Source organism: Bacillus sp. DX3.1 (assembly GCF_030292155.1).
GTDB lineage: Bacteria > Bacillota > Bacilli > Bacillales > Bacillaceae_G > Bacillus_A.
Genome location: NZ_CP128160.1, coordinates 1 through 26,037, shown reverse-complemented (window position 1 = coordinate 26,037; position 26,037 = coordinate 1). Strand labels below are relative to the sequence as shown.

The window sequence follows — 26,037 nt, the reverse complement described above, 5'->3', positions numbered from 1 at the left end:
AGCGCATGCTGTACATAGTTATTATTTACTTCATAAAATAATTGCTAATTTAGGAGGAATAATAATGAAAGCGATTACTGAAGGCGTTTTATTATGGGAACCATCACAGCAGCAGATTGAAAACTCAGGTGTCAGCCTTTTTATGAAATGGCTCAAAAAGAGAAGGGTTTATCTTTTGGAAATCAAAAGGAACTATGGAAATGGTCTGTTGAAGAACTTGAATCGTTCTGGGAAAGCATTTGGAATTATTGCCAAATCAAATCTAACACACCGTATAGTCAAGTTCTGAAATCAAGAAAGATGCCTGGTGCAAAATGGTTCACTGGTTCTACGTTAAATTATGCTGAACATGTCTTTCACGGTAGTAGGGAAATAAACCGGCAGTAATCTTTCAATCAGAAATCACTTCGAGAACAGAAATAAGCTGGCAAGAACTTCAGGAAAAGACGGCAATGGTTGCAAATTTCCTAAAGAAATTAGGGGTTAAACCAGGAGATCGTGTTGTTGCTTATATGCCTAATATCCCTGAAACCATAATCGCTTTTTTAGCATGTGCCAGTATTGGGGCCATTTGGTCCAGCTGTTCCCCGGATTTCGGAACAGGTACTGTTATTGACCGATTTAAGCAAATTGAACCGACTATTTTATTTGCGGTTGACGGATATTACTATAACGGAAAAATTCAGAATAGAATAACAAATGTTTTGGAACTTCAATCAGGGCTGCCTACCTTAAAGAAGACGATTTTAATCCCTTACGTCAACAGTAATGATTCTAAGTTGAATGATAATACAATGTATTGGAATGACATCTTACAGGGGATTGTGAGCTTGTCTTCGAGAGCGTGCCATTTGATCATCCTCTATGGATTTTATTTTCTTCAGGAACAACAGGATTGCCAAAACCAATCGTACAAAGTCAAGGTGGAATACTATTAGAACAGCTTAAGACATTATTAGTTGAACAGGGTGTTAACCAGGATGATGTGTTCTTTTGGTTTACAACGACAGGCTGGATGATGTGGAACCTATTGGTGGGTGGTCTTTTGGCTGGAGGCACGATTGTTTTATATGACGGCAGCCCATCTTATCCTAGTATACATGTATTATGGGACCTTGCAGAAGAAGTCGGTGTTACTTTCTTTGGTACAAGTGCCGGTTTCTTAAGTGCTTGTATGAAATTCGGGATTAAGCCAAAAGAAAGGCACAGTTTTTCCAAGTTAAGATCTATTTGTTCAACCGGTTCACCTCTACCTGTAGAAGGATTCTTATGGGTATATGAGAATGTGAAAAAGATGTATGGCTTGTTTCAACCAGTGGAGGAACTGATGTATGTACTGCATTTGTTGGCGGCTCACCTATATTGCCTGTTTACGCAGGAGAAATACAAGCCCGTTCTTTAGGTGCGCACGTACAATCATTCGATGATGAGGGAAAACCAGTTATCAATGAAGTTGGAGAATTGGTTATAACTGCTCCAATGCCATCTATGCCCCTTTATTTTTGGGGAGATGACAATAATAAACGTTATCTTGAAAGTTATTTTGAGATGTATCCAGGGATTTGGAGACATGGTGATTGGATTAAAATTGATGATAAAGGCAGCTGTGTCATTTTCGGACGGTCAGACTCCACCATCAATCGGCTGGGGGTACGCCTAGGGACTAGTGAAATCTATCGTGTGGTTGAGGCTCTAAACGACATTATGGAGAGCTTGGTGATTGATTTAGAACTCCTTGGACGTAGATCATTTATGCCGCTCTTTGTAGTGTTAAAACCTGGAGTAAATATGAGTGAAGACTTAAAAGAAACAATAAAAGCTGAGATCAAACAAAAGGTTTCACCTCGGTTTGTTCCTGACGAAGTTTATACAGTAGAGAAAATCCCGAAAACATTGAGTGGAAAGAAACTAGAAGTCCCAATTCGCAAAATTCTATTAGGATTTCCGGCAGAAAAGGTAGTCAATCAAGGTTCCATGGCTAATCCCGAATCATTAAGCTTCTTCATTGATTTAGCACAAATTATCAATAGGCAAGAATAATAGTTTTCTACCTTTAATGAGTAATCTAGACATAACACCACCTTGTTCTTTTACAAGGTAGTATTTTTTGCTCACTACATTAGAAGATACTTTAACAGTACTCCAACAGAAGTCCCCTTCCTCAAGCACGTACAGGGCATAGCCTAGGTGGTAGGGAGGGGATGAATGTTGGTCGTACATAGCACGAAGTTTCTATTTCCTTTTTATGTCACATCGTGTATGATAGTACTGGAAATAAAACAAGAACGTATATTCTATTTTGTGGTTAGGGGAAAGCCCTATGTACTGGTAGTATCGTAATTTATGGGATTTATTTTTACGCAAATGTGTAATAGAGTGTATTCATAAGGTAAATTAACTTAAGGACTGGTGATATAAGGAGTATGGAAAACAATACTATACGTTTAATTGAACTACTCACCACTTAATGTCCTGACGGACTGTTTGAAGTGGGAGATTCCTAAGTACGGAAACCTAACGGTTTCTAATTGATTAGGCTATCCCCGTAGTTCCTACGGTTAAGAGACGAATAGCTTCGTTTCTAAGATTTAGTCCTGCGTTAACATCTCTATCGTGATGTGTGCCACAAGAAGGGCAATCCCATTCACGAAGATTTAGATTTTTAACGTCTTTATTTTGGTAACCACAACTCGAACATAGCTGACTAGAAGCAAACTTTTTTGATACAACCACAACTCGCTTCCCGTACCATTTTGCTTTGTATTCCAACATATTTCTGAATTGTGACCAAGATACTTCGCTGATTGCTTTTGCAAGTTTACCGTTTTTTAGCATATTGCTTACTTGTAGATCCTCAATACCAATTACATCGTGGTTTTTGATGATTTCGGTAGAGATTTTATCCAAGTAATCTTTTCTTGCATTTGTAATATGTTCATGTATTCGTGCCACTTTCACACGTTGTTTATTCCAGTTCGAAGAACCTTTCGTTCTTCTGGAAAGGATGCGTTGTGCTTCCGCTAGCTTTTTTTCTAATGTACGAAAGAATTTAGGGTTTTTGTATGTATTTCCATTTGAAAGAATGGCAAAATCCTTTAACCCCACATCAATCCCAACGGATGAACCTGTTTTCGGTAATTCTTGTACATCTGTTTCAACTAACAAAGATACAAAGTATTTACCACTTGGATTACGTCTAACGGTAGCATTCAGAATACGTCCTTTTATCTCACGACTCTTCGAAAATGTAACAAGACCAAGTTTAGGTAACTTGATTTTATTGTCCATTACAGCGATATTACCGTTTGTTTGTTTTGTTGTATACGATTGAACTTTATTCTTTTTGGACTTGAATCGTGGAAGATCGTTCTGTTTCTTGAAAAAGCGTGAAAAAGCATCTGCTAGATTTTTCAATGTGGATTGAAGAGCAATACTATCTACTTCTTTTAACCATATCGTATCCTTGTGCTTTTTTAATTGAGTGAGCTCGGCAGAGCAAGAATTATAGGTTAATCCTTTTCCTGTTTCTTTGTAGGTGTCATTCCATAGAGCAAGAAAACGATTGAATACAAAGCGACTGCAACCAATGGTTTTAGCAATTAATATTTCTTGTTCTTCATTCGGATAGATACGAAATTTATATGTCTTATTGACTAACATGGATTGCACCTCGCTTTCTTGTATGATTCTTTCATTATACAAAAAAACGTAGGCTTACGCCTACCGACATTCATCTCCCACCTAAAATTGGTGTTTCACACCTTCACATTTTTGAGGAAGGAGTCTTCTGTCGGAAAAAGATAAATTTATTTAAACACTATACATAAAAATAATGATTTGAAAAGGTGTGGATTATGAGGGGAAATATAGAAAAGAGGCTTTCGTATTTATATAAAGGTGAGTTATTTGGGGTAATTACTTTTGTTTTTGTAAGTTTTTTAATTAATTATGCCTATCCTAAATTACATTTATACTCGCTATATTCTTTTTGGATTTCATTTCTTCTTTTGGAGTTTCTCTTACTACAAGGTACTGTTTACTGGTACGTAAAAAGGAAAAGACTAAAAAATGAGAAAACATCTATTACTCCCGTTTGGGTTGTTCAACGATTAAAAACTTTAAAGAAAGTGAACATTGGATTGATTTTCACTGGACTTATTACGTTTGTTGTCGATTTTTTTTATTGGTATCCTTCATTACCTTTAGGAGGACTATCTGTTTCTGGATTTATTTATGTATTTGCATTGCTTGAGTATATTAACTATTATTATGTTCAACTTTCATACGATAATATCTCTGATATTAAATATCTTCTGAAGTCAAAGAAACTAAAACAAGCGTGTATAAACAAGGATTTTAAACGTATTTCATAAAAAATATCATGTTAAAATTACGAAATCGTTAAGGGAATAATAATTAAACAACTCTATTATTTGTTTTTCTTAATCTAATCATGAAATAAAAATATTTTAAATAACTCTTTAAAAGGAGATGCTACAATTTTTGTAGTAGGGGTCACCATAAATAATTTTATATCCATATAACGAAAAAAGCGCTATTCTTTTTGTAGAAATATACAGAAAGGATGGCGTTTTTTATGAACCTTTCGATTCAAGATGAGTTTCATTTGTTTGCTGAAGAATTACAGCGACATTTATCTCCCGATACCCTTCAACAACTTGCACAGGAAACAGGTTTTGTAAAACGTAAAAGTAAATATGGGGCACGAGATTTGGCTGCTTTATGTATTTGGATCAGTCAACATGTAGCAAGTGGTTCCCTCACTCGATTATGTAGTCAACTTTATGCAAATACAGCTACACTCATGAGTCCAGAAGGACTTAATCAACGCTTTAACCGATGCGCTGTTTTATTTCTACAGCGTATATTTTCTCTTTTAGTCAAAAGCCAACTAAACGATTCGTCTCAAATCCAAAACCAATATACTGCTTATTTTCAACGTAAACGTATTTTAGATGCTACTATTTTTCAGGTCCCCAATCATTTGGCTCCTATTTATCCTGGTTCAGGAGGATGTGCACAAACAGCCGGTATTAAAATTCAGTTAGAGTATGATTTACATAGTGGAAAATTCCTCAATTTTCAAATGGAGCCAGGTAAAAATAATGATAAAACCTTTGGTACAGATTGTTTAGATACCTTATGCCCAGGAGATTTATGTATTCGAGATTTAGGATACTTTTCTCTAAAAGATTTAGACCAGATGGATCAACGAGGTGTATTCTATGTTTCGCGATTGAAATTAAATAATAGAGTATATGTAAAAAATGAATCTCCAGAATTCTTTCGGGATGGGACAGTAAAAAAGCAATCTTTATATGTTTTACTTAACCTTGAAGATATTATGCATCAGATAAAACCAGGAGATACTTATGAAATTCGGAGTGCCTATATTGGACAACAAAAATTACCCTCACGAGTTGTAATATACAGACTCACATCAACTCAAATTCATAAACGTAGGAAACAGCAAATTTATATTGAAAAGAAAAAAGGAGTTACATACTCTGAAAAAAGTAAACGATTAACAGAAATCAACGTTTATATTACCAACATACCATGGGAAATTGTTCCGATGGAACAGGTTCATGATATCTACTCACTACGCTGGCAAATTGAGATTGTATTTAAAACATGGAAATCACTTTTTGGTATCAATCATTGTCACAATATTAAGCGAGAGCATCTAGAATGTCATCTTTATGGACAGTTAATCGCTATTTTTCTTTGTTCTTCCACTATGTTCAAAATGCGGCAGCTGTTACTAAAGAAAAAACAAAAAGAATTAAGTGAATATAAAGCAATTTATATGATTCAAGATCATCTGTACTTAGTATATGAAGCTATACAAAAAGACACCGAAGAAGTATCAAAAATTTTTCTTCGTCTGTTTGACCTCTTACAGAAAAACGGACGGAAATCCCATCGATATGAGAAAAAAACAGTCTTTGATATTTTAGGTGTCGTTTATCAGTGTACTAGATCTAACCTAAAGCAGAAAACTGTATAATCTTTAAAAATACACCTTATCAAGGTTTATTTGGTATGCGTATTTTAAAAAACAAATAAACAAAATATCAAGTATGTAGACAATAAGAACGGAAGTTCATAGAAAGCCCACCCTTAGCTTGATGGGCATGTACAATTATCCCCAAAACGAAAATTTTGTGTCTTTTATAGCAACGAAGTTCATTTTTATCGTTTTGGGGGCAACCCGTTCTATTAGGTTGATGGGCATGTAAGGTGACCCCTAATAGGAATAAAAAGCAAAATCCGTTCAAGTAGAAACATTACAAACAGATATTATCCTGTAAATAATTGGATGTTACCTAAGTGATAATTGAAAAATTTAAAAAAATCGTTCATTTGCAAAGGACTAGCGGGAGTATGTTATGATTTTGTTAATTTACACAATAGATGATATCCTCTAAAGTAAATAAAAAATATATTTTAAATAGGATAGGTGAATCTGAACATATATGAAAAATAATTCTTTTAAAGTTACCTTCAATAATTTGGAGGAATTTGCTGATATAATCAGTGAGATTCTGCAATGCCCCATTACTGTAGAAGATGTGAATCATCGTCTTCTTGCATATAGTACCCATGATGAAAGAACAGACTCTGCGAGAGTTGCAACTATTATGGGGCGCCGCGTACCCGAAAAAGTAATTAATAACTTATGGAAAGAGGGGATTATTCCTGCTCTTTTAAAAAGTCGTGAACCTATTCATGTAAAAAAGATGGATAATATTGGCCTCGGTGATAGAGTTGCGATTTCCATTTGGAACAAGGAGGACGTACTGGGATTTATTTGGGCTTTGGAAATCGAGCAATCTTTAACTGAACAAGATTATAACTTGCTGAAAAAAGCTTCTGAAGCTGTAAAAAGTAAGCTGCTACAGCTTCAAACTCGAAAAAATAAAAGTGACGAACGTTCACAAGAATTTTTTTGGAAGCTACTAACCAATCATATACAGACAAATGAGGAAATTGTTGAAAGTTTCCAGATGCTTCATATTACCTCAGCTTCCTTATTTAGCGTTGTTGTATTTCATTTTGAACAAGAAATTACGAGTGAAAAAGAAAAACAAATTTCTTATTTGTTGAAAACAAGCGAACATTTGAAACTATTACTTTACACAATTGATTGTAACAAATTAATTCTTCTTATTTCGTTAGATAATCTCAGTCAACCTTCTTATGAAATCAACGATTTCGTCGAAAGATTTGTTCACAGGATGGAAAAGCGATTTGGAATTAAATCTATCAAGCCAGCGTTCAGCAGTATATACAGCGATTATCAAAAAATCAGTAAAGCTTACAAAGAAACATTAACTGTATTATCTATAAAGGAAAAATTCCCTTCTGACACAACCAATATCCATAGCTATCAAAACATGGGGATTTATCAATTAATTGACCTTCTACTCGAGCAAAGAAAGAAAGAAGAGTATGAAAACCAGGCGTTGCAGAAGCTGCATGAGTATGATCATAAATATAATTGTAATCTTGTAGAAACGTTGGAAATCTTTTTAAATAAAGACAGTAATACCAGCGAAGTGGCCAAGACTTTGAATATTCACGTCAATACACTGAGCTATAGACTTAAACGTATCTGCGAAATCAGTAACATCGATTTAAAAGATTCGAATCAAAAAATGGTTCTATACTTGGATCTCAAGTTACAAAAATTCATGTAGCATCATCCTTTTGTGGAATTCCACAAAAGGATGATGCTTTTTTCTTTTTTCTCAACGATGAATAAAAATATTAAACATCTTATACTTGTATTAAAGCCGGAATAACTGAGAAATTGTTTTATCACATTGTATATATTACGAAGGAAAGCGCCGGAGAATAACTACCATTAGTAAAAATAAACAGCTCAAAAATATATGTAAATTAATATAAATAGATTTATAAAAGGAAGGATTTTACTGATGAGAAATACCCGTAATAACAAACGAATAATAATTACAATTATGGCTATTGTTGTAATAGCGGTTAGCTATTTTTTGTTCCAATTTATCAATTCACCTGCAAAGGCTGTTGCTAAGCAAGAAAATGATGTACAGCTAGCAAGTGAACAGCCAAAAAGTGAAGTAAGCAAATCGACACCAAGTCGCTTTAATGGTAAGGAGAGAAAAATTGCTTATCTTACTTTCGATGACGGACCTGGTAAGTATACGGAGGAATTGTTAAAAACCTTAAAGGAAAATGATGTGAAAGCAACGTTTTTCTTAATTGGAGAGAATGTAAAACAGTTTCTAGATTTAGTAAAACGCGAAAAAGCAGAAGGTCATTATGTGGGGATGCATAGTATGACACATGACTTCAAAAAGTTGTATACAAGTGGCGAGTATGTAAATGAAATGAAAGAAGATCAAAGATTAATTGAAAACATTATTGGAGAAGGCCCCAAATTAACGCGTCCTCCATATGGTTCGATGCCTGGCTTAAATGAGGCACTTCGCAATAAGGTTGTAGAAGCTAATTTTAAAGTATGGGATTGGACAATTGACTCTTTAGATTGGAAGTATAACAGAATACCAGTTGACACTGCCTCAGCTCAGATTGTTCAAAATGTAGTTGCAGGCGCGACGAAGTCACAAGAAGTTATTTTAATGCATGATATTCATCCACAATCTGTTGCTGCTGTGCCAGCAATTATAAAGGGATTAAAAGAAAAAGGATATGAATTTGAAGCTTATCATGAGAGTAATCATTTTTCAGTCAACTTTTGGCATGATAAACGTATGTAACATCATGGGAGGAATTAACATTGTTTTATAGGAAAGTAGCATTAGTAAGCGCACTATCAGTGGCATTATTAGGAGGATGTGTAGGTTTAAATCTTGAAGAGGAAGTATATGTAATTTTTGAAAATGCAGCAAAGCAAGAAGAAAAATTATTTAATGATATGCAAAAATTAGAAAAATTAGAGACACAAGAACAGGAGTTGTACGCTCAAATTATACAAGAAGGAAAAGAGAATAACGAAGGGATAGCCCCTAAAATTGATCAAGCTGTTGCAAAAGTAAATGAACGTGAAAAAGTGTTGAAAAATGAAAAGGAGAAGTTTAACCAATATACAAAAGAGTATAATGCAGAGAAACTAGCATTTTACAAAGATGCGAAGATCAAAATAAAAGTACAACAACAAGGATAAGAAGGTTCTGTTGTAAATTTTGCTACAGAACCTTCTGGATGCTCAGGAACATGTACTTGGAATGTCATTAGCTAGTTTACCATTTTGGCTTTTAGTCAATGTATGGATTTTTTACAACATAAGCACCTAGTAGGGAGTAAACGATACAATCTATGTTAGTTGCTATTTGTTCAAATGTAATTGCAACAAGTTTATTTTTCAGAGCATCTCATATGGTAAGAATCGCTATACAAAAACTGGATACTGTTGAAGCAACACAATCTATGGAAGTATTTTTTGCTGCTATCAGTGAGTTAGTCTTACTACATTCTTCAATTCCTTCTATTTTATCTTTGTCTGGTATGTTCATAATTATGTTAGGAATGATAAGTACATAGTTATATTTAACATAAAGGTAAAGTGACACACAAGCAAGATACTAATGCCTAAATAATGTTTTAAAACTAGTATAACACTAGATTATGAATGTGAACAAAAGCCAATGTCCTTAGCAGATAGAAAGCAGATTTTTCTTTGTAGAATTGAACCTGGCGTACGAAATCCACGTTTTGTTAGTACTTACCTATAAATATGAAAATTTTACAGGTGTTTCATTAAGCTTTAAGGAGGTTTTTTCATGGGCTATGATACTGTTGCATCTTTACAACATATGCAACGGCTACAACAAGATGAAGCGGCAACAGGACAAAATTTTGTTTTAAAACGAGTAAATTCAGGTTTGGAGATTGTAATGTTTATTACAGGAGTATTCTTAACTCCTTTGACTTTCACATTATCTTTCTGGGTATATTTCTTTTATTTTTTATTAAAAGAATATACTACTAAAACATATTTAGTAAAAAACATCAATACTGGTGAAAAATTTAGAGTTGATAAACAAGAATTTAAACAATATAAAAAAACATTCAGAGCAAAAGAACTGATCATTTAGTTAATTTACTAGGTACTACAATTTAATAATATACATATCATTTACATAATTTTCTAAATGCAATTGAATATGACTTTATACCTAAGTATATTCCAAATATAATGCTTTTTTCCTTGTTATTCTCTGACTTAATTTTTGAAAAAACATTTTACACATCTTATCAAAAAAGGAGTATCTTATGAAATATTTCTCAAAAATTTTAGTGATTATATTTCTAATTGTAATATATAGTTGTATTATTTTTGGCTCTGGTACAGATAGCTAAAAGAAAGTGCCCTTGAGGTCGTCTTTCTCTTAAGCTTTATATAAACAAAGACGAAGTCTCCAACTAGACTTCGTCTTTTTGACGTACAATGAATTACAACATTTAATAGCCATAATCTCAATATTTCTCCTCATTTATCAACCTGTTTATATTTTTGCAAACTTTGCAACAAAAACTTTATTAATTAATCGACTTTGTAGTTGAGCAGAAAAAACATGACAAGTATGGAAAAGTAATATTACCAAGGTCCACGTAGCAGTATTCTTTTGTGGAATTTCACAAAAAGATACTGTCTTTTTCTCTTTTCTCAACAATGAAAAAGTATTTTGAACACTCTATACTTGGATTACAGAAAAATAACTCAAAGATGAATCCGGGGAGGCAATCTAATGATTATTGGAGTACCAAAGGAAATAAAAAATAATGAAAATCGTGTGGCGCTTACACCTGCAGGAATTATTCCATTTGTAAAAGCTGGTCATAAGGTGTTAGTTGAAACAAACGCTGGTGTTGGAAGTGGATTCAGAAATGCAGATTATGTACATGCTGGTGCTGAAATTCTTGAAAGTGCTGCTGAAGTATGGGAGCAATCGGAAATGATTATGAAGGTAAAAGAGCCTCTCGTCAGTGAATATGCTTACTTCCGACCAGGATTAATTCTATTCACATACTTACATTTGGCGGCGGAACCTGCTTTAGCACAGGCTCTTAAAGATGCAAAGGTTACTGCAATTGCATACGAAACAGTAGAAGTGAATCATACGCTTCCCCTTCTTACACCAATGAGTGAGGTAGCGGGACGTATGGCTGTACAAATCGGAGCACAATTCTTGCAAAAATCGAACGGTGGTCAAGGTATTCTTCTTGCAGGGGTTCCTGGTGTAAACCGTGGTAAAGTTGCCATTATCGGAGGAGGTATCGTCGGAACAAATGCTGCGAAAATGGCCATCGGCCTTGGTGCTGATGTAACAATCATTGACGTGAATGCAGACCGATTACGCCAACTAGACGATATTTTCGGTACTCAAATCAAAACATTGATGTCTAATCCGTTCAATATCGCGGAAACAGTAAAACAAACAGACCTTTTAATTAGTGCTGTATTAATTCCCGGTGCTAAAGCTCCTAAACTTGTCACGGAAGAAATGGTAAAAACAATGAAATCTGGTGCTGTAATTGTGGATGTAGCGATTGACCAAGGTGGAGTGGTGGAAACATGTGATCATGTAACAACACATGATAATCCAACTTTTGAAAAATACGGGATACTTCACTACTCCGTTCCTAATATGCCGGGCGCTGTTCCAAGAACATCTACTATTGCTTTAACGAATGTAACTATTCCATATGCCTTACAAATTGCCAAAAAAGGCTTACAAAGAGCAATCTTTGAAGACGAGGCCTTAAAACTTGGCCTAAACACACTGAACGGTGAAATCACATGTGAAGTGGTTGCGAAAGAACTTGGCTACACTTGTGTATCAACAAAAGAAGCTCTAGCAAAAGGAATTGTATGTAATTAAGATTTATCTAACACCCCTTAGGAGCTATCTTGAGGGGCTTTTTGTGTATATATACAGTTGCACAATTAGCATAGAACTTAGATAAGGGAGAATGGTATTAATTGTATAGCTTCTTTATTTTTTTTAAAGGGAAACATTATTTCCTAAACACAGTTGTTTTTTATACAGAAATACCTTGTTGTTATTAATTAAAATTAGAGTAGCATTAAGATACAATTTTTTTTGGGGGACAAAATGAAACAAATGAACATAAATATCAAGTTATCTCTTATACAATTATTACTTTTAGTACTAAACTTACTTGTATTTTCTGCGACTATGAGACTTTTACCTTGGTTTATCGAAAATGATTTCGGTTGGTATGAAATATTAATTACTGCTCCTTTATTATTTAATATTAGTGTAATTATGATATATTTTCAAAAAAGTAAGGTCCATGACTTAGCAATAACACGGCAAACATTCTCTTTGTTTCTAAATTAGCTAAATAACTTAGAAGCGAGGAATAATAGTATGACAAATCAAAAAATATTTAATAAATCATTTCTGTTTTTATTTATCAGCAACTTTTTAGTATTTATAGGATTTGAAATGTTAATCCCTATTTTACCAGTCTATTTGTTAAGTATGAATGCATCTACTATGCAGGTAGGTTTAGTAACGGCGTTATTGACGATAGGCACTGTTCTAATCAGACCTTTTATAGGATACTATTTAATTGATAACCAAGGGAAAAGTCTAGTTATTGGTGCAGGTATAGCTTTACTGTTCATTACATTAGTTTATCCTTTTCTTCATATTGTATGTCTGTTCCTATTGTTACAAGTTTTTCGTGGAGCAGCATGGGGTACGTTGACAACAGCTAATAGTACAATGGCTGTGGAATCAATTCCAAAGACACGATTAGGAGAGGGGATGGGATATTTTTCTATTTCCGCAACGATTGGGGCAATTATTGCACCGAGTGTGGGTATCTTTATATATGATAATTTTACCTTCGATATATTAATTCGTTCATCCGTTATACTCAGTCTATTAGCAGTCATTGCGATTCAATTTACCTATTTTCCTGTTCCTGTAAAAGTTGAAAAGCAATCATTTCGATTTTTGAATATGATTTTTGAAAAAGAGGTATGGTTTCAGGCCTTACTAGCGGTAATAACAACATTTAGTTTTGGGGCTATTATGAACTTCCTAGTTCTATTTGGAAAACAAAAGGGGTTAGAGCATATTTTTCTATTCTTTCTTATAAATGCTATTGTTTCAACTTTAATACGTCCGTTTACTGGAAAATGGTATGATAAGCGAGGACCTTGGTCTATAATCATTAAATCCGCTTTGATCGGGTTTTTGTCATTGATTATTTTATCTTATGCAACAAATGATTTACACTTTATTATTGCTGGTATTTTATTCGGTGCAGGTTATAGTACAATTATGCTGTCTTTACAAACATGGGCTGTTCAGAAAGTAAGTAAAGAAAAAACCGGAGCAGCCAACGCGACTTTCTTTTCCAGTTTTGACATTGGTGTTGGAATGAGCACATTTGTATTAGGAATTTTCACTAAGTGGTATAACTTAGATACAATATTTCAGATTGTTAGTATTAGCTTTATCATCGTTGCTTTTTTGGTATATAAAGATTATTTATACGAAAAAAAGCAACGGTGATAAAATAAAAGCTAATCTTCTCTATCTTAAAGGTCATCAGCTTTTTTGAATCAGGTATTGTCTTGCCATAGATTTTATGTGTCTTGTTAGAAAGCTTTATATTCGAACATTATCCCCCTCAACGCACAAAAATATGATTCCTTCTTTAGCAACGAGATACAGGTGATGTTTAAGTTTTTGATTTAATAAAGGTGTTAATCCTCATGCCATGGGATTAAATACAGTTATAGTTTTCTAAAATGCTATTGTCATCTCTACAAGAATTGTATAAGTTAAAAAGGTTCATGAGATTTAGGAGGATTTTTGTATGATTAATGATTTGAAAGAACAGGCACTTGATGAGCTTGATGAAAGATGGGGATTAGCAGTAGGAGTTACATTAATCATTATATTTCCCTTTGTATGGTCTTGGGGCGGGAGCAAAGTAATAGAATCGTTTATGATAGATATTATTGTAGTACTAATGATTGGGCCTTTAATTTTAGGCGCCTCTCAACTTGCTTTAAATACAGTTCGTGAAAAAACAGTTGAAATTGAGCAATTATTTGAATGGTTTACAAAGGTCAATAAATGTATTAAATCAATTTTAATATTTTTATTAATTAATGTTTACCTTTCTTTATGGACAGTACTATTTATTATTCCAGGAATTATCAAATTTTTTTCTTATACCATGACCTACTTTATATTAAATGACCATCCGAAATATTCAATGAACCAAGCTATTACTGAAAGTCGTCGTATGATGCACGGACACAAAATTGATTATTTCTTAATATGTTTAAGCTTTATCGGTTGGTTTATATTAAGTATCATTACTTTAGGAATCGGTTTCTTGTGGTTAATCCCATATTTTTACTCTACAAAAGCAGCTTTTTATGAGAAAGTTTCACAAGACTATTTCAAAAAACAAAATCTTATGTTAAAAAAAACCAAGCATAAACCTTAAGTGTTCATGCTTGGTTTTTTTTAGGGATGTTATAAATTTTTGTACCGTTGAACGACCGATGACCACTTATTTTAGCGATTGTGTTATGATATACATATCACTTGCAGTAAATGTTTTACGCGCAAAATGAGTGAACATTCCATAAATACGAAAACAGCTAATTTTTACCCTGATTAGAGAAAATTCTCCGTTTGTATCTTTGTACCAGCATACCTTAGCTATTTTTCTACAATCTTATAATTCTTGTGTGCCACAACTGTTAAGTGGGGCGATTTGAATTCAAGAAGCATCTTTTGTTTTAAAGCTCATTGCTTGTTTTAAACGGATAGGGTGTTTTTTTAGGAGGCATCAGGATATAAACCGTATAGAGCAACTCCAATTCGCACCATATCCAAGTGCATTTCTGGAAAATTCATGGTGGCTGCACTATTGCAACAATGTTTCAAAGGTATATGAATTCCTTCATTTTCAATATGGCCAATTATTTCTTGAAATTTATTAAATTGGTCAAATGTAAAAGCTTTATCTTTACTATCCGCACTGGAAAAATGAGTAAAGATTCCTTCTAAATAAACAAAAGGAACCGCAATGGCCTTTTTCGCAAGAGTGAGTGCCTGAGCAGCGGACGGTACTCCAATCCTTGACATCCCTGTGTCCAACTTTAAATGAATGGCCACTAGCCTTTTTAATTGCGCAGATTGAGCAATAATTTCATCTAACACTTCATGGTCAAATACGGTTAACGTGATGTTCTGTAAAATAGCTTCTCTAATAGAGCGTACAGGAGTATATCCCAGAATAAGAATAGGGGCAGTTATCCCATTTTCTCTTAATTTTATGGCCTCATCTAAAAAAGCAACTGCAAGATAATCTGCTCCTGCTTGAATCGCTGTCATTGCAACTTTTTCTGCACCATGTCCATACCCATCTGCTTTCACAACAGCCATTATCTTTGTTTGGGGATTTATATTTGATTGAAACTGATTTAAATTATAGGCAATATTATGAAGTGAAGTCTCTACCCAGGTATCACGGTAACTAAATTGGTTCATCATCCCGTCCCCCTTTAATAAAAATCCCCCCAAGAGCGTCTTGAGGGGATGAACGATGAAATCTGGAAATTTTTTAATTAGCAGCTAGTTCTTTTCAAGAGCATTTTCAACTGTTACATAATGATAGCCAAGACCTTTTGCAACTGCATTGAAGGTGATTTCCCCTTTTACTACGTTTACACAACATTTTAGTGCTATATTTTTAGTAATGGCTTTTGCTAGACTTTTTTATCAGCAATTGCTACTGCATATGGAATTGTAACATTCGTTAATACAATTGTTCCTGTTCTAAAAACCGCTCTAGGCATATTTGCAACAGACTAATGAACACCCCCATATTTTTCAAATGTAGGATTATCATGAGTGATTATATAATCGTAAGTTTCAACAATGCCACCTTGGTCGATGGCAAAATCGACAATAACTGAACCAAGTTTCATTGCTTTTACCATTTCTTCTGTAACAAGCCTAGGGGTCTTTGCACCAGGGATTAAGGCTGCACCAATTATTTGAAGTACTGTGCTTCTAGACTTTAGTATAGAATGTTTATTTTATAATTACATTGTTGTCAAAAGAGAAAAATAGGATTCCTTTTTGGTAAAATTCACAAAATGTTCATTATCGCAAATATTTTTCGAACTTTACACCAATGTATAACATTATTTTATTGTTTGGGTCTTTAATATCAATTTCGCCTATTTCAGATATCCTCTTTAGACGATAAGTTAGTGTGTCGGTGTCTTTGTCTAGATAAACTTCAAGTGTTTTGACAAGATTACAATTGTACTTTGAATCATATAAACATAGTATTAATCTTTCCAATATTAATTAATGACCATGAATATTATTCTTTGTGCTTACCCAAACACTATTAAACGTGCTCAACCATCTATAACTGTAAGTTGGCCTTTAACTGAAAAAACTGTAGTTGGTTGGGGCGGTAATAGTGTCAAAGATAATTTACCTCATGCAACATGGGCATCAGAGAGATGGGCATATGATTTAGTAATGGAACCATATAATATTAATAGTGACAGTAATGAAGATTACGGAATATGGAATAAAGAAATTCATTCACCGGTTTCTGGAATAGTAATTGCTGTTTCAGATGATGAAGCTGACATTAAACCAGGGTCAGAAAATTTTATTTCAATGGAAGGAAATCATGTGTACATAAAAATAAAAGAAACAGGTACTTATCTTTTACTTAACCATTTAAAAAAAGATAGTATCTCTGTTGAAGTAGGAGATCATGTAAAACCAGGGGATGTAATAGGACGTGTTGGGAATAGCGGTTCATCTTCAGAACCTCATTTACATATTCATCATCAAAGACAAGACCCAACTAAAGTTATACACCCTGTCTTAGCAGAAGGACTACCTCTATTTTTTAAAGATATAAATGGTGACATAATGCCGAAAAAAGATGCTGTTATAAAACCCCAAAATACTCCATTAAAGTAACAATTTTTTATTTGCAAAAATTTATATCCTGAAAAATTAATTGGTGTGATTCAGCTAACGAGCGCTAATATTCAACAAAACGAACCTAAAAATGATCAAACATTTTTATAAAAAATAATCATCTAATAACAAATTGAACTCACATTTTGATTAATCTTTTTTCAAAATGTGAGTTTTTCTTATGTTATAAATCCAGCGTTTGTAGTCCCATTTTAATCAAACACTATTCCAAACCAACAGTAACGAAGGCTTTGAAATTAGAAAATACAGAATTTACCCATAATTTTTCAAACTAACATCATAATATCAATTATAAACTTAATAGGATTTTCAGAGAGCGGTCATATGGCCGCTCTTTTTTATTTTAACCAATATTTTCTTAAAAAAGACTTCTAAAAGAACGTAAGTTCGTATATAATAAGAACAAATGTTCTGTTGTTAGGGGTGGTTATCTTGTATGATTATTCTCTTTTACCAAATCGAATTATTTTATGTGTAGATCTTCGTAGCTTTTATGCAAGCGTATCCTGTATCAAAATGGGCCTTGATCCATTACGGACAAAATTAGCAGTAGTAGGTGACGTTAATCGCAACGGTTCAATCGTTTTGGCAGCGACTCCTCCACTTAAAAAATTAGGGGTAAAGAAGATGAGCCGGCTATACGAAATACCACGAAGGCAAGATGTCATTGTGGTAAATCCAATCATGGAAACGTATATTAGATGCTCGAATTACATAACGAAATTAGCTCTACAATACGTAGCGCCAGAGGACTTTCATCAATATTCAATAGACGAATTCTTCATGGATATGACAGCAAGTATCCATTTATTTGCGAATGATCCGTATGATTTTGCACTGAAATTTAGAAGTGAGATATATCAGCGTACTCGCATAGACAGTACGATTGGTATCGGACCAAACTTATTAATGAGTAAAGTAGCTTTGGACGTGGAGGCAAAGAAAAATAAAGACTGTATCGCTTATTGGACCTACGAAGATGTACCTATAAAATTATGGCCCATACGCCCTCTAAGTGAGTTTTGGGGTATCTCTCATAAAACAGAGGCGAAGTTAAGCCGAAAAGGGATTCATACGATTGGTGATTTAGCTAATTATCCACTTAAATATTTAAAACAAAGTTTCGGGATAATCGGTGAGGAGCTTCACTTACATGCAAACGGAATAGACTTTAGTAGGATTTCTGAAAAATACATTCCAACTACGACATCTATCGCTAAAAGTCAAATCCTGTTACGTGATTATACGATAGATGAATTTCCGATTATTTTATTAGAACATACCGAGGAAGTTTGTTATCGATTACGTATGCAAAAGAAACTTGCTCAAACAATCCACTTTTCTATCGGTTACAGTAAGGGATTTGCAGGCAGAATAAGCAAAACGCACACGTTAAATCGACCAACTAATCTAACGATGGATATTTACCATGTTTGTACATATTATTTACACGCACTGTATACCGGTGAACCAATTCGAACTGTAAGCATTTCCCTAACGAATCTAATAAACGAAGGAGAAGAACAGATTTCTCTATTCGATAATGTTATACAGCGAGAAAAGGAAATGAGATTAACGAAGGTGATGGACGAAATAAGAACTCGCTTCGGTAAAAACAGTATTTTGCGAGGCGTTTCTTACACAAGTAGCGCTACCGCAAGATACAGAAACACATTATTAGGGGGACATAAATCATGAATAATGCAAATATGCCAAAAGGAAGAGGAATGGTAAAGTGGACTCCCTTTGCAAGTATGCCGGAATAATTTGCTGGTATACGAAAGATTATCGAGGAACAGATAAAGGTATCAAGGCCTATTGTTACCCAAGACGCTAAGGAACGAATTGAAAGTAAACTAATAAGTTCGTTGTTATCCGAAAAGGAAATACTGATTACATATTATGAAGCCGGTTATATACTCACAAGTTATATGACTGTTATCGATATCGATCCTATGAAGCAGGAAGTGATATGTAACGATGCATTTTATCATAAAAATACCTTTAAATTTATCAATATAATTGATGTTGAATAGGAATGAACCAATATCGTTAAACAAAAATTCACCCTAACTTAACACCACGTTAATATTGCGGTGTTAAAATTTTACATGTAGTTAAATAACGTAAAAGGGGACGAGGTAATGGAACGGATAGAACCTTTAGACTTATACGAATTGAAGATGTCCGCCGGACAAAATCTAACTTTTTATAATACGAAAGTAAAACGCGGTGTAAATACGTACAATTTTGAAATCTATAAGGCGAGTGATATTATTTCCGTTTATTTCGTTGACGAAAACGGGAGAACACTATCTATCGCCAGCACTGAAGAAATGTTAGCGATGTTGTTACATGATGAGGACAAGGTGAAATACAGAAATATCGTAGGGGATGCGGAGTGGTTACTACTGGACGGGATAAGTTCTCAAAGAGGGATGTCGAAGGAGGAGCAAGCGGCATTTCTTTACTTGAAGGAGAACGTGTTAGAGGAAATGGCAACGGAGTTAGAAGTGTAAGATAAAACCGCCTATAACGGGTGGTATTTTTTGCGTTATTTTGTATTTTTTAATGCTTTTTTTTAACGTTTCAACTGTTTGTTCGAGCCATTCCAAGGGTGTTATTTCTAAACCTTCAAAATATATTCCATCTGCAGAATACTGTATGTACTCATTTTTTTCTTTATTACTATAATCACTTTGAATAAAACAATTCGATTCGGTAAAAATGAATAGTCATACACCATTATTTCTCCTTAAAACATAGAATATATGTACTTATTGTATGCGAACTTATGTTCTTTTACAAAGAGTTTTTTGTAAAAAAAATAGCCCCGCTCAATTGAGTGAAGCTACATCCAAAAATCATCAAAATCTACTTTATATCCTTTCTTCTTCAAAGCTTTAATTATTTTTTGTCCATTACCCAATGACGGCTTGTATTCGTTTGATCTTGAAATTCTACTGATGGTATTTTGATTTACTCCACTCCATTCCCTCAATTCCGTTTGACCAATTTCATTTCTTCTTAAAAACTTACCGAACTTAGATAGTGGTTTCCCCAATCCAAACACTGATTACACTCCTATTCTTATATACTTGTTTACTTCCATTTTTACCAATGCATGATTTTTTTAAACAAAAGTGTTAATAATGTACAAGCTGTGAGTAATATGATTTACCAAAGCAGCTGCCAAAGTAATGAAATAAAGTATTACCAAAATAGATAAAGGTTACGCTGTCAAAGTAAGTCATGACGGATTACCAAACTAGCTATCAAGGTTTTTATCAAAGTAATGCTACCAAGGTTTTATGTGAGTGAGATTATGTGGAATCAATATTTTTGATTCTGTTTATAAAGGAGTGATTTCCGTGAGTTTTAGAAAAGAAGTAATTCCTTTTCGTTCGTTTATGGATAGTTTATATAAAAACAAAGAAAATAAAGTTCGTAGTTTTAATTCATTAAGTCCGTTAGCATTTCTTCATATGTCGGAACCAATATTAAATACCTATATTGCATTAGGGATAATGGGTTCAGTTGTAATTAGTGCGGTCATGTTAGAAAAGTATCTTGTGCAACATGATCATGTATCCGCAGCACGTTGGTTATCTGACGGATTACATTATGGCATTCGTATTGGTGGAATTGGGTTTATTGGATATGTGTTTATTCGTATTGTGACAATGTTTTAGGAGGTGCCTTATGGACATCGTAAAAGAATGGTTGCAAAAACGTAGTTTAAAACATCAACTTGCAGAGGTGTTTCGAAAAGCCGGTTTATATTTTGAACATGAGACACGAGGAGGTAAGGTGCAGATTTATCCAAAGATACATGACGTTTCATCTACAAAAGAGCGTGTACGGTATATATTTACGATTCCAAATGGTTTGGATCCGCAGAAGATAGAAAAAAAGTGGTTTTGCTTTCAACAAATATTAGGGAAAAACATTGCTATAGATGGTGATATAAAGAAATTTGTGCTCAATGTGTTTCATTCTGCTGCAGGTCTTGAGCGATATGATTACAGTTATAAGGCGTGGCAACCACTTTTAAAAACATACCGACTCCCAATTGTTGTTGGGCGTGATCAATTTGGTAAGATGATTGTCTATGATATGGTCGATGCCAACACACCGCATTTGCTTGTTGCTGGAGAGACAGGAAGCGGTAAAAGTAGCATGGTACGTGTCATTTTATCTACACTAATCCAATGTATGTCTCCTGATAAATTACATTTGTACCTAGGGGATTTAAAGAACTCTGAATTTCACTTCTTACGAAGAGTGCAGCATGTAAAAGAGGTTTGCATGGAAGAAGTCGTAATGAAGATCATGCTTGAAAAACTATGGAGTGAAATAAAAGAACGTAGGAAGCTCATGGAAGAATATGAAGTGGACCACATCGATGAATACAACAAAGTAACTACAGAAGATAAGAAACCATATATTTTATTTTGTATCGATGAAGTAGGCATGCTTCAGGCTGAGAAAGAATGCATGAGTAAAGTCGAAAAGATATCAGCTGTCGGCAGGTCATTGGGTGTATTTCTTATGCTTTCTATGCAACGTCCTGATGCAAAAGTATTAGATGGTAAGTTGAAGCTTAATATGACCGTTAGAATGGGTTTTAAATGTGACAGCGTAATTAACAGCAATATCATGGGTACACCAGGAGCAGAAGAATTAGAACAGTCCGGACAAATGATTTTAAAGTTAAATGGATTAAAGAAAGTGCAAGCTCCTTATTTAGAATTAAGTAGAGCGAAACAGATAACAGAACCATATCGCGTCGGTAAAGCAGATGTCACGCTTCTGAGTCAACAAGAAGAACAACAACCTGTGTTTGGAGTGTTAGACGATGAGAACGAGGGATAAAGCGATTCTGAGTGATTTACAGAAGTTTCGTTGTATGTCTAGGGATGATATCATTGATTTGCATTTTGGAGGGCTGAAGAACGCAGTTACTTGTTGCAATACGGTGATGAAACGTTTACGTAGAGATGGTTATGTGGATGCAAATGTGTCACAGCAGCCATATATATATTTCCCCCAACCAAGTACAGTACGAAAAACAAGCCAGAAGATCCCGCATTTTCTTGGTATTGTCGATGTATACAAACAACTCATTCATTTTGAACAGCCAAAGGTATTTAATGTAGAACCGAAATATAGGAAAGAGCACATGGAACCAGATGCCTTTACTATATGGCGCAAAGCTCCATTTTTTATTGAGGTGCAAAAATCAGTGTATAGTAAATCGGTTATGCAAGAGAAGATTAACAGGTATGAGTATTACTATGCAAGTTTAGAATGGCAAAACGAATCATGGCAGCCTAAAAATTCAAAGTTCTTTCCTTCTATTCTCATCATTACAGATAAGCACTATGATATTAATTCTTCTAATTTACGTATCTTTCAAGCCACATCGATAAATGAGTTTATGAATATAATAACAGTTAGATCATAGAGAAAGGGTTCTGGTGCAAACCTCTAATTTTGTAAAAATATGAATCGATATTAACTTTTTTATTCCGAATAAAAATCGCCCGTAGAGCAGGTAATATTTATAGTGATTTAGCTGTCTGCTTCTTTTTGCACCAGAACCATAATATAGTGCCGGTTTTGCTTTTTTTACAGCCTTTTCCGAACGGGAAAGCCCATCGTCTTTAGGCAGGGGATGAAAGTGAGATTGGATACGGAGTACCACTAAAAACCGTAAGGGTTGTGGTACCTTAAGTATCCAAAATGTTGGTATCTTTTCATATCCCTAACGTTGCAGTTTAACAACTTAACTGATACAATAGGGATATGAAAAATGATTATAGAAGAACCAAAACAACTGTATCATTAATTAACTATCATTTTGTGTTTTGTCCACGATACAGAAGAAAGATTTTCCTTAACACACAAGTAGAAGAACGTTTCAAAGTGTTGATTCAAGAAATATGTAGCGAACTGGATATTATTATTGTCGCAATGGAATGTGACAAAGACCACGTTCACTTGTTCTTGAATACACTACCAACACTTAGTCCAGCTGATACAATGGCAAAAATAAAAGGAGTGACCTCAAAACGTTTGAGAGAAGAGTTTCCTCATCTCATGCACTTGCCAAGTCTATGGACACGTTCCTATTTTGTTTCTACTGCTGGGAATGTATCAAGTGAGACAATTAAACATTATGTCGAAAGTCAAAAAACGAGGGGGTGAAAGTTGTGTCACAAACTATCACAGTCAAAGTTAAATTGCTTCCTACAAAAGAACAAATCCAACTATTGGAACAAAGTAGTTACGAGTATATCAAAGTCATTAATGCACTTGTATCTGAAATGGTTGGAGCAAAGAAAAGTACTAAGAAAAGTACAAAAGATATTGAAGCCAATATCCCAAGTGCAGTGAAGAATCAAGCAATTAAAGATGCGAAAAGTGTATTTTCTACAAAGGTGAAGAAAAGTAAATACAAAATCGTTCCGATTCTAAAGAAACCCGTTTGCGTATGGAACAACCAAAATTATTCATTTGACTTCACACACATATCGATTCCGTTTATGGTGAATGGAAAGTCAACTCGCTTAAAGGTTCGTGCTTTGTTAATCGACAAAGATAATCGCAATTTTAACTTGTTAAAGCACAAGTTAGGTACACTTCGTATCACAAAGAAATCGCATAAGTGGATAGGACAAATTTCGGTCACGATTCCAACAACAGAAAAGACCGGAACAAAGATTATAGGTGTAGATTTAGGTCTCAAAGTTCCTGCGGTAGCCATCACAGATGATGACAAGGTTCGTTTCTTTGGTAATGGTAGGCAAAACAAATATATAAAACGTAAGTTTCGTAGTGTTCGCAAGAAGTTAGGAGAAGACAAGAAACTGAATGCCGTTCGCCAATTTGATGATAAAGAACAAAGATGGATGAAAAACAAAGACCACAAAATAAGTCGTGAGATCGTTGATTTTGCAACTAAAAATAATATCTCTGTCATTCGATTAGAACAACTAACAAATATCAGACAGACGGCATGCACAAGCCGTAAAAACGAAAAAAATCTACATACTTGGTCATTTTATCGTTTAGCACAATTCATCGAGTACAAAGCGACATTAGTTGGTATTAAAGTCGAATATGTGAACCCTGCTTATACAAGTCAAACATGTCCGAAATGTTCTGCAAAGAATAAGGCACAAGATAGAAAATACAAGTGCTCATGCGGGTTCGAGAAACACCGTGATATCGTTGGGGCGATGAATATTCGCTACGCAACTGTGGTTGATGGTAACAGTCAATCAGCCTAAGATGCTATATGCACTGTCTTAGGAGGGGCAATGAGATGCCCTAATCTTGAAGGCTGTTCAAAACAGAAATGGCCTGCGAACGTTTAGTCATTCAAGAATCCCACCCGTTAATCCATAAGGATTAGGGCTTGCGACTTTAGTCGTGGGAGTCTCAATGTATCTGATTACCGGCAATCAAACTTGGAACAGTACGCTGTAAAGCAAAGTGTTTTCATGAGAACATTTGTTATGAGAGACATATTCTAAGTATCATTAAACATCTATATCCCAAAAGTCATGATAATCTATACTTTTATCGTATTTTTTCAGTGTTTTAATGATTTTAGTTGCTGATGTAAGAGTGGGTACGCGATCTTTTTTATTTGCTAAATCACTTATTAATGATTTGCTTAATCCAGTCATCTGAACTAACCATTGTTGTTTAACACCTCGGCGATCTAAATAATTACCAAATCGAGTTCTTTTTTTACCCAAACCAAACATTGATAATCACTCCAAGTGGATAATATAGTAGTAACAGCCTGTACAAAATTCCATAAAATCAAACATTCGTTCACAAATATGGAATTATTTTTTGCAATACATCATAGAATAAAATTGGAACAGCAGATATTTTTGTAATTATTTTGTGGAATATAGCATACATAATAATAGCTACAAGATGCGGATACACTGAAATATAATTGCATCTTGTTGCAATGGGTATGCTAACAAAATAAAAAAGTTGAAACTCCTTCTGTAAGAAGAGATTCAGCTTTTTTATGATTCATAGATTGTTAATCTATTTTTAATTATTTTAAATAAATTGAAGCGTCATATGTCGAATAGATACAAGTTACTTCAAAGTATATGGATTTATGGGAAATATCCAACACTAAAATTTCACGTATCGTAATGAAAATAAAAAAAACCTGAATTAGGGTTTACATTTTTACACTGTGTACTGCTGCTAACAATAAAGTTGTTTTAAAGGACTTTATTATAAAAACATTAAATTAAATTTTTACCGAAGAAAACAACTTGTCCTGATTCAAGTTGTTTTCTTTGGTAGGGTACAACAAAGAAAGAGTAGAGAATGCAATGCACAAACATGTCAATCAAATGGAGTAAACCGCCGTATAAAACTAAAAATTCAGAAAATTTAATCACTAAAGGGTTTTTGTTTACTCTCTCTTTGTAATTATGAGTTTAACATTAAAAGAGAAATAAAACAACAAAAATATAAAAAATTCTGATAAATTCGACATTTATTTTATTACAAAAGCAAGCAGACTCCCTTTTTATATGTTCCGTTTGTGAACATATAAAAAAGGAGAAGAATAATAAACATTCTTCTCCCTTTCTACCTACTTGGGGTTTCATTATCATGAGATAGCCGTTGTAATGAATTGAAGGATGTACAATTCATCTTTGTTATTATAACAAAATACACCACCTATATTTTATGAAATATTGCATATCGAAACGGGTTGATATTTTTGTGAGCGCTTACTATATGGGAGTATAAAGATTTACAACATTTTGCTATTAACATAAGAGGAGGAAATAATATGGAAATCGCAATGGCAGTTTTAAAATTCGTAGGTGGAGTAATTCCATTCATAACAGAACTTTTAAAAACAGTAATGTAAGTTCATTATTCCACAATTATCTGTGAAGAATATCATACAAAT

22 protein-coding genes and 7 pseudogenes are annotated in these 26,037 nt (G+C 34.0%); 23 read left to right on the top strand and 6 right to left on the bottom strand.

Annotated elements, in window-relative coordinates; translation table 11 throughout:
• Positions 1-64: 64 nt before the first annotated feature.
• Positions 65-2,040, top strand: a pseudogene (locus QRE67_RS27285) (acetoacetate--CoA ligase).
• Positions 2,041-2,532: 492 nt separating this feature from the next.
• On the opposite strand, the gene tnpB reads toward QRE67_RS27285, so the two are convergent.
• A complete protein-coding gene (gene tnpB, locus QRE67_RS27280) occupies positions 2,533-3,660 on the bottom strand; it encodes an IS200/IS605 family element RNA-guided endonuclease TnpB (protein ID WP_286125603.1) in 1,128 nt (375 codons plus the stop codon).
• A 194-nt stretch (positions 3,661-3,854) separates the two neighbouring features.
• Between tnpB and QRE67_RS27275 the strand changes: the two genes are divergently transcribed.
• The 11 genes and pseudogenes from QRE67_RS27275 to QRE67_RS27230 all read left to right on the top strand — a co-directional run bounded on the left by QRE67_RS27275 (position 3,855) and on the right by QRE67_RS27230 (position 14,532).
• Entirely contained in the window at positions 3,855-4,373 is a 519-nt protein-coding gene (locus tag QRE67_RS27275) for a general stress protein (protein ID WP_286125602.1), read from the top strand.
• 224 nt (positions 4,374-4,597) lie between these two features.
• Positions 4,598-6,031 (top strand): IS4 family transposase, encoded by a 1,434-nt coding sequence (locus tag QRE67_RS27270; RefSeq protein ID WP_286125601.1) that lies wholly within the window; start codon positions 4,598-4,600, stop codon positions 6,029-6,031.
• A gap of 469 nt (positions 6,032-6,500) precedes the next feature.
• Entirely contained in the window at positions 6,501-7,724 is a 1,224-nt protein-coding gene (locus QRE67_RS27265) for a PucR family transcriptional regulator (RefSeq protein ID WP_286125600.1), read from the top strand.
• Positions 7,725-7,964: 240 nt separating this feature from the next.
• Positions 7,965-8,786, top strand: coding sequence for a peptidoglycan-N-acetylglucosamine deacetylase (locus QRE67_RS27260; protein ID WP_286125599.1), 822 nt, complete (start codon positions 7,965-7,967; stop codon positions 8,784-8,786).
• A gap of 20 nt (positions 8,787-8,806) precedes the next feature.
• Positions 8,807-9,193 carry a YkyA family protein gene (locus tag QRE67_RS27255; RefSeq protein WP_286125598.1) on the top strand — a complete coding sequence of 129 codons (387 nt, stop codon included), beginning with the start codon at positions 8,807-8,809 and terminating at the stop codon, positions 9,191-9,193.
• Between the two features lie 34 nt (positions 9,194-9,227).
• A pseudogene (locus QRE67_RS27250) lies at positions 9,228-9,580 on the top strand (multidrug resistance efflux transporter family protein); the annotation flags it as partial.
• Between the two features lie 229 nt (positions 9,581-9,809).
• Positions 9,810-10,124 carry a hypothetical protein gene (locus QRE67_RS27245; RefSeq protein WP_286125597.1) on the top strand — a complete coding sequence of 105 codons (315 nt, stop codon included), beginning with the start codon at positions 9,810-9,812 and terminating at the stop codon, positions 10,122-10,124.
• Positions 10,125-10,422: 298 nt separating this feature from the next.
• A pseudogene (locus tag QRE67_RS28995) lies at positions 10,423-10,500 on the top strand (IS6 family transposase); the annotation flags it as partial.
• A gap of 278 nt (positions 10,501-10,778) precedes the next feature.
• Positions 10,779-11,912, top strand: a complete 1,134-nt coding sequence (gene ald / locus QRE67_RS27240) for an alanine dehydrogenase (RefSeq protein WP_286125596.1) — start codon at positions 10,779-10,781, stop codon at positions 11,910-11,912.
• 513 nt (positions 11,913-12,425) lie between these two features.
• The gene (locus QRE67_RS27235; RefSeq protein WP_286125594.1) at positions 12,426-13,583 is read left to right on the top strand and encodes an MFS transporter; all 1,158 of its coding nucleotides are present in this window, start codon (positions 12,426-12,428) and stop codon (positions 13,581-13,583) included.
• Positions 13,584-13,890: 307 nt separating this feature from the next.
• Positions 13,891-14,532 carry a DUF975 family protein gene (locus tag QRE67_RS27230; protein WP_286125593.1) on the top strand — a complete coding sequence of 214 codons (642 nt, stop codon included), beginning with the start codon at positions 13,891-13,893 and terminating at the stop codon, positions 14,530-14,532.
• Between the two features lie 338 nt (positions 14,533-14,870).
• Here the strand turns inward: QRE67_RS27230 and alr are convergent, their stop codons facing one another.
• Both alr and QRE67_RS27220 read right to left on the bottom strand, forming a co-directional pair.
• A complete protein-coding gene (alr, locus tag QRE67_RS27225) occupies positions 14,871-15,587 on the bottom strand; it encodes an alanine racemase (RefSeq protein WP_286125592.1) in 717 nt (238 codons plus the stop codon).
• Positions 15,588-15,668: 81 nt separating this feature from the next.
• A pseudogene (locus QRE67_RS27220) lies at positions 15,669-16,093 on the bottom strand (alanine dehydrogenase); the annotation flags it as partial.
• 328 nt (positions 16,094-16,421) lie between these two features.
• Here QRE67_RS27220 and QRE67_RS27210 point away from each other — a divergent pair.
• The 4 genes from QRE67_RS27210 to QRE67_RS27195 all read left to right on the top strand — a co-directional run bounded on the left by QRE67_RS27210 (position 16,422) and on the right by QRE67_RS27195 (position 19,588).
• A complete protein-coding gene (locus tag QRE67_RS27210; protein ID WP_286125591.1) occupies positions 16,422-17,048 on the top strand; it encodes a M23 family metallopeptidase in 627 nt (208 codons plus the stop codon).
• Positions 17,049-17,501: 453 nt separating this feature from the next.
• Positions 17,502-18,767: a Y-family DNA polymerase gene (locus tag QRE67_RS27205; RefSeq protein ID WP_286125590.1), complete on the top strand. Its 1,266-nt coding sequence runs from the start codon at positions 17,502-17,504 to the stop codon at positions 18,765-18,767.
• A 77-nt stretch (positions 18,768-18,844) separates the two neighbouring features.
• Complete coding sequence (locus tag QRE67_RS27200) at positions 18,845-19,105, top strand: YolD-like family protein (RefSeq protein WP_286125665.1); 261 nt, start codon at positions 18,845-18,847, stop codon at positions 19,103-19,105.
• Between the two features lie 108 nt (positions 19,106-19,213).
• On the top strand, positions 19,214-19,588 hold the full coding sequence (locus tag QRE67_RS27195; protein ID WP_286125589.1) for a hypothetical protein: 375 nt from the start codon (positions 19,214-19,216) through the stop codon (positions 19,586-19,588).
• Here QRE67_RS27195 and QRE67_RS27190 read toward each other — a convergent pair.
• Positions 19,577-19,777: pseudogene (locus QRE67_RS27190) on the bottom strand (hypothetical protein); the annotation flags it as partial. The gene QRE67_RS27195 and the pseudogene QRE67_RS27190 sit on opposite strands and share 12 nt — an antisense overlap.
• A gap of 143 nt (positions 19,778-19,920) precedes the next feature.
• Positions 19,921-20,142 (bottom strand): transcriptional regulator, encoded by a 222-nt coding sequence (locus QRE67_RS27185; RefSeq protein ID WP_286125588.1) that lies wholly within the window; start codon positions 20,140-20,142, stop codon positions 19,921-19,923.
• Positions 20,143-20,440: 298 nt separating this feature from the next.
• On the opposite strand from QRE67_RS27185, the gene QRE67_RS27180 reads away from it, so the two are divergent.
• The 6 genes and pseudogenes from QRE67_RS27180 to QRE67_RS28990 all read left to right on the top strand — a co-directional run.
• The gene (locus QRE67_RS27180) at positions 20,441-20,761 is read left to right on the top strand and encodes a hypothetical protein (protein WP_286125587.1); all 321 of its coding nucleotides are present in this window, start codon (positions 20,441-20,443) and stop codon (positions 20,759-20,761) included.
• A 10-nt stretch (positions 20,762-20,771) separates the two neighbouring features.
• Complete coding sequence (locus QRE67_RS27175) at positions 20,772-21,944, top strand: FtsK/SpoIIIE domain-containing protein (protein WP_286125586.1); 1,173 nt, start codon at positions 20,772-20,774, stop codon at positions 21,942-21,944.
• Positions 21,928-22,536: a replication-relaxation family protein gene (locus QRE67_RS27170; protein ID WP_286125585.1), complete on the top strand. Its 609-nt coding sequence runs from the start codon at positions 21,928-21,930 to the stop codon at positions 22,534-22,536. The genes QRE67_RS27175 and QRE67_RS27170 overlap by 17 nt, the downstream gene beginning before the upstream one ends.
• Before the next feature lie 341 nt (positions 22,537-22,877).
• Positions 22,878-23,279 (top strand): IS200/IS605 family transposase, encoded by a 402-nt coding sequence (tnpA, locus tag QRE67_RS27165; RefSeq protein WP_286125584.1) that lies wholly within the window; start codon positions 22,878-22,880, stop codon positions 23,277-23,279.
• A gap of 5 nt (positions 23,280-23,284) precedes the next feature.
• Positions 23,285-24,364, top strand: a complete 1,080-nt coding sequence (locus QRE67_RS27160) for an RNA-guided endonuclease TnpB family protein (RefSeq protein WP_286125583.1) — start codon at positions 23,285-23,287, stop codon at positions 24,362-24,364.
• A gap of 156 nt (positions 24,365-24,520) precedes the next feature.
• Positions 24,521-24,610: pseudogene (locus QRE67_RS28990) on the top strand (replication-relaxation family protein); the annotation flags it as partial.
• A 6-nt stretch (positions 24,611-24,616) separates the two neighbouring features.
• On the opposite strand, the gene QRE67_RS27155 reads toward QRE67_RS28990, so the two are convergent.
• Positions 24,617-24,847, bottom strand: a complete 231-nt coding sequence (locus QRE67_RS27155; RefSeq protein WP_286125582.1) for an XRE family transcriptional regulator — start codon at positions 24,845-24,847, stop codon at positions 24,617-24,619.
• A gap of 961 nt (positions 24,848-25,808) precedes the next feature.
• Here QRE67_RS27155 and QRE67_RS28985 point away from each other — a divergent pair.
• A pseudogene (locus QRE67_RS28985) lies at positions 25,809-25,995 on the top strand (hypothetical protein).
• Positions 25,996-26,037 lie beyond the last annotated feature (42 nt).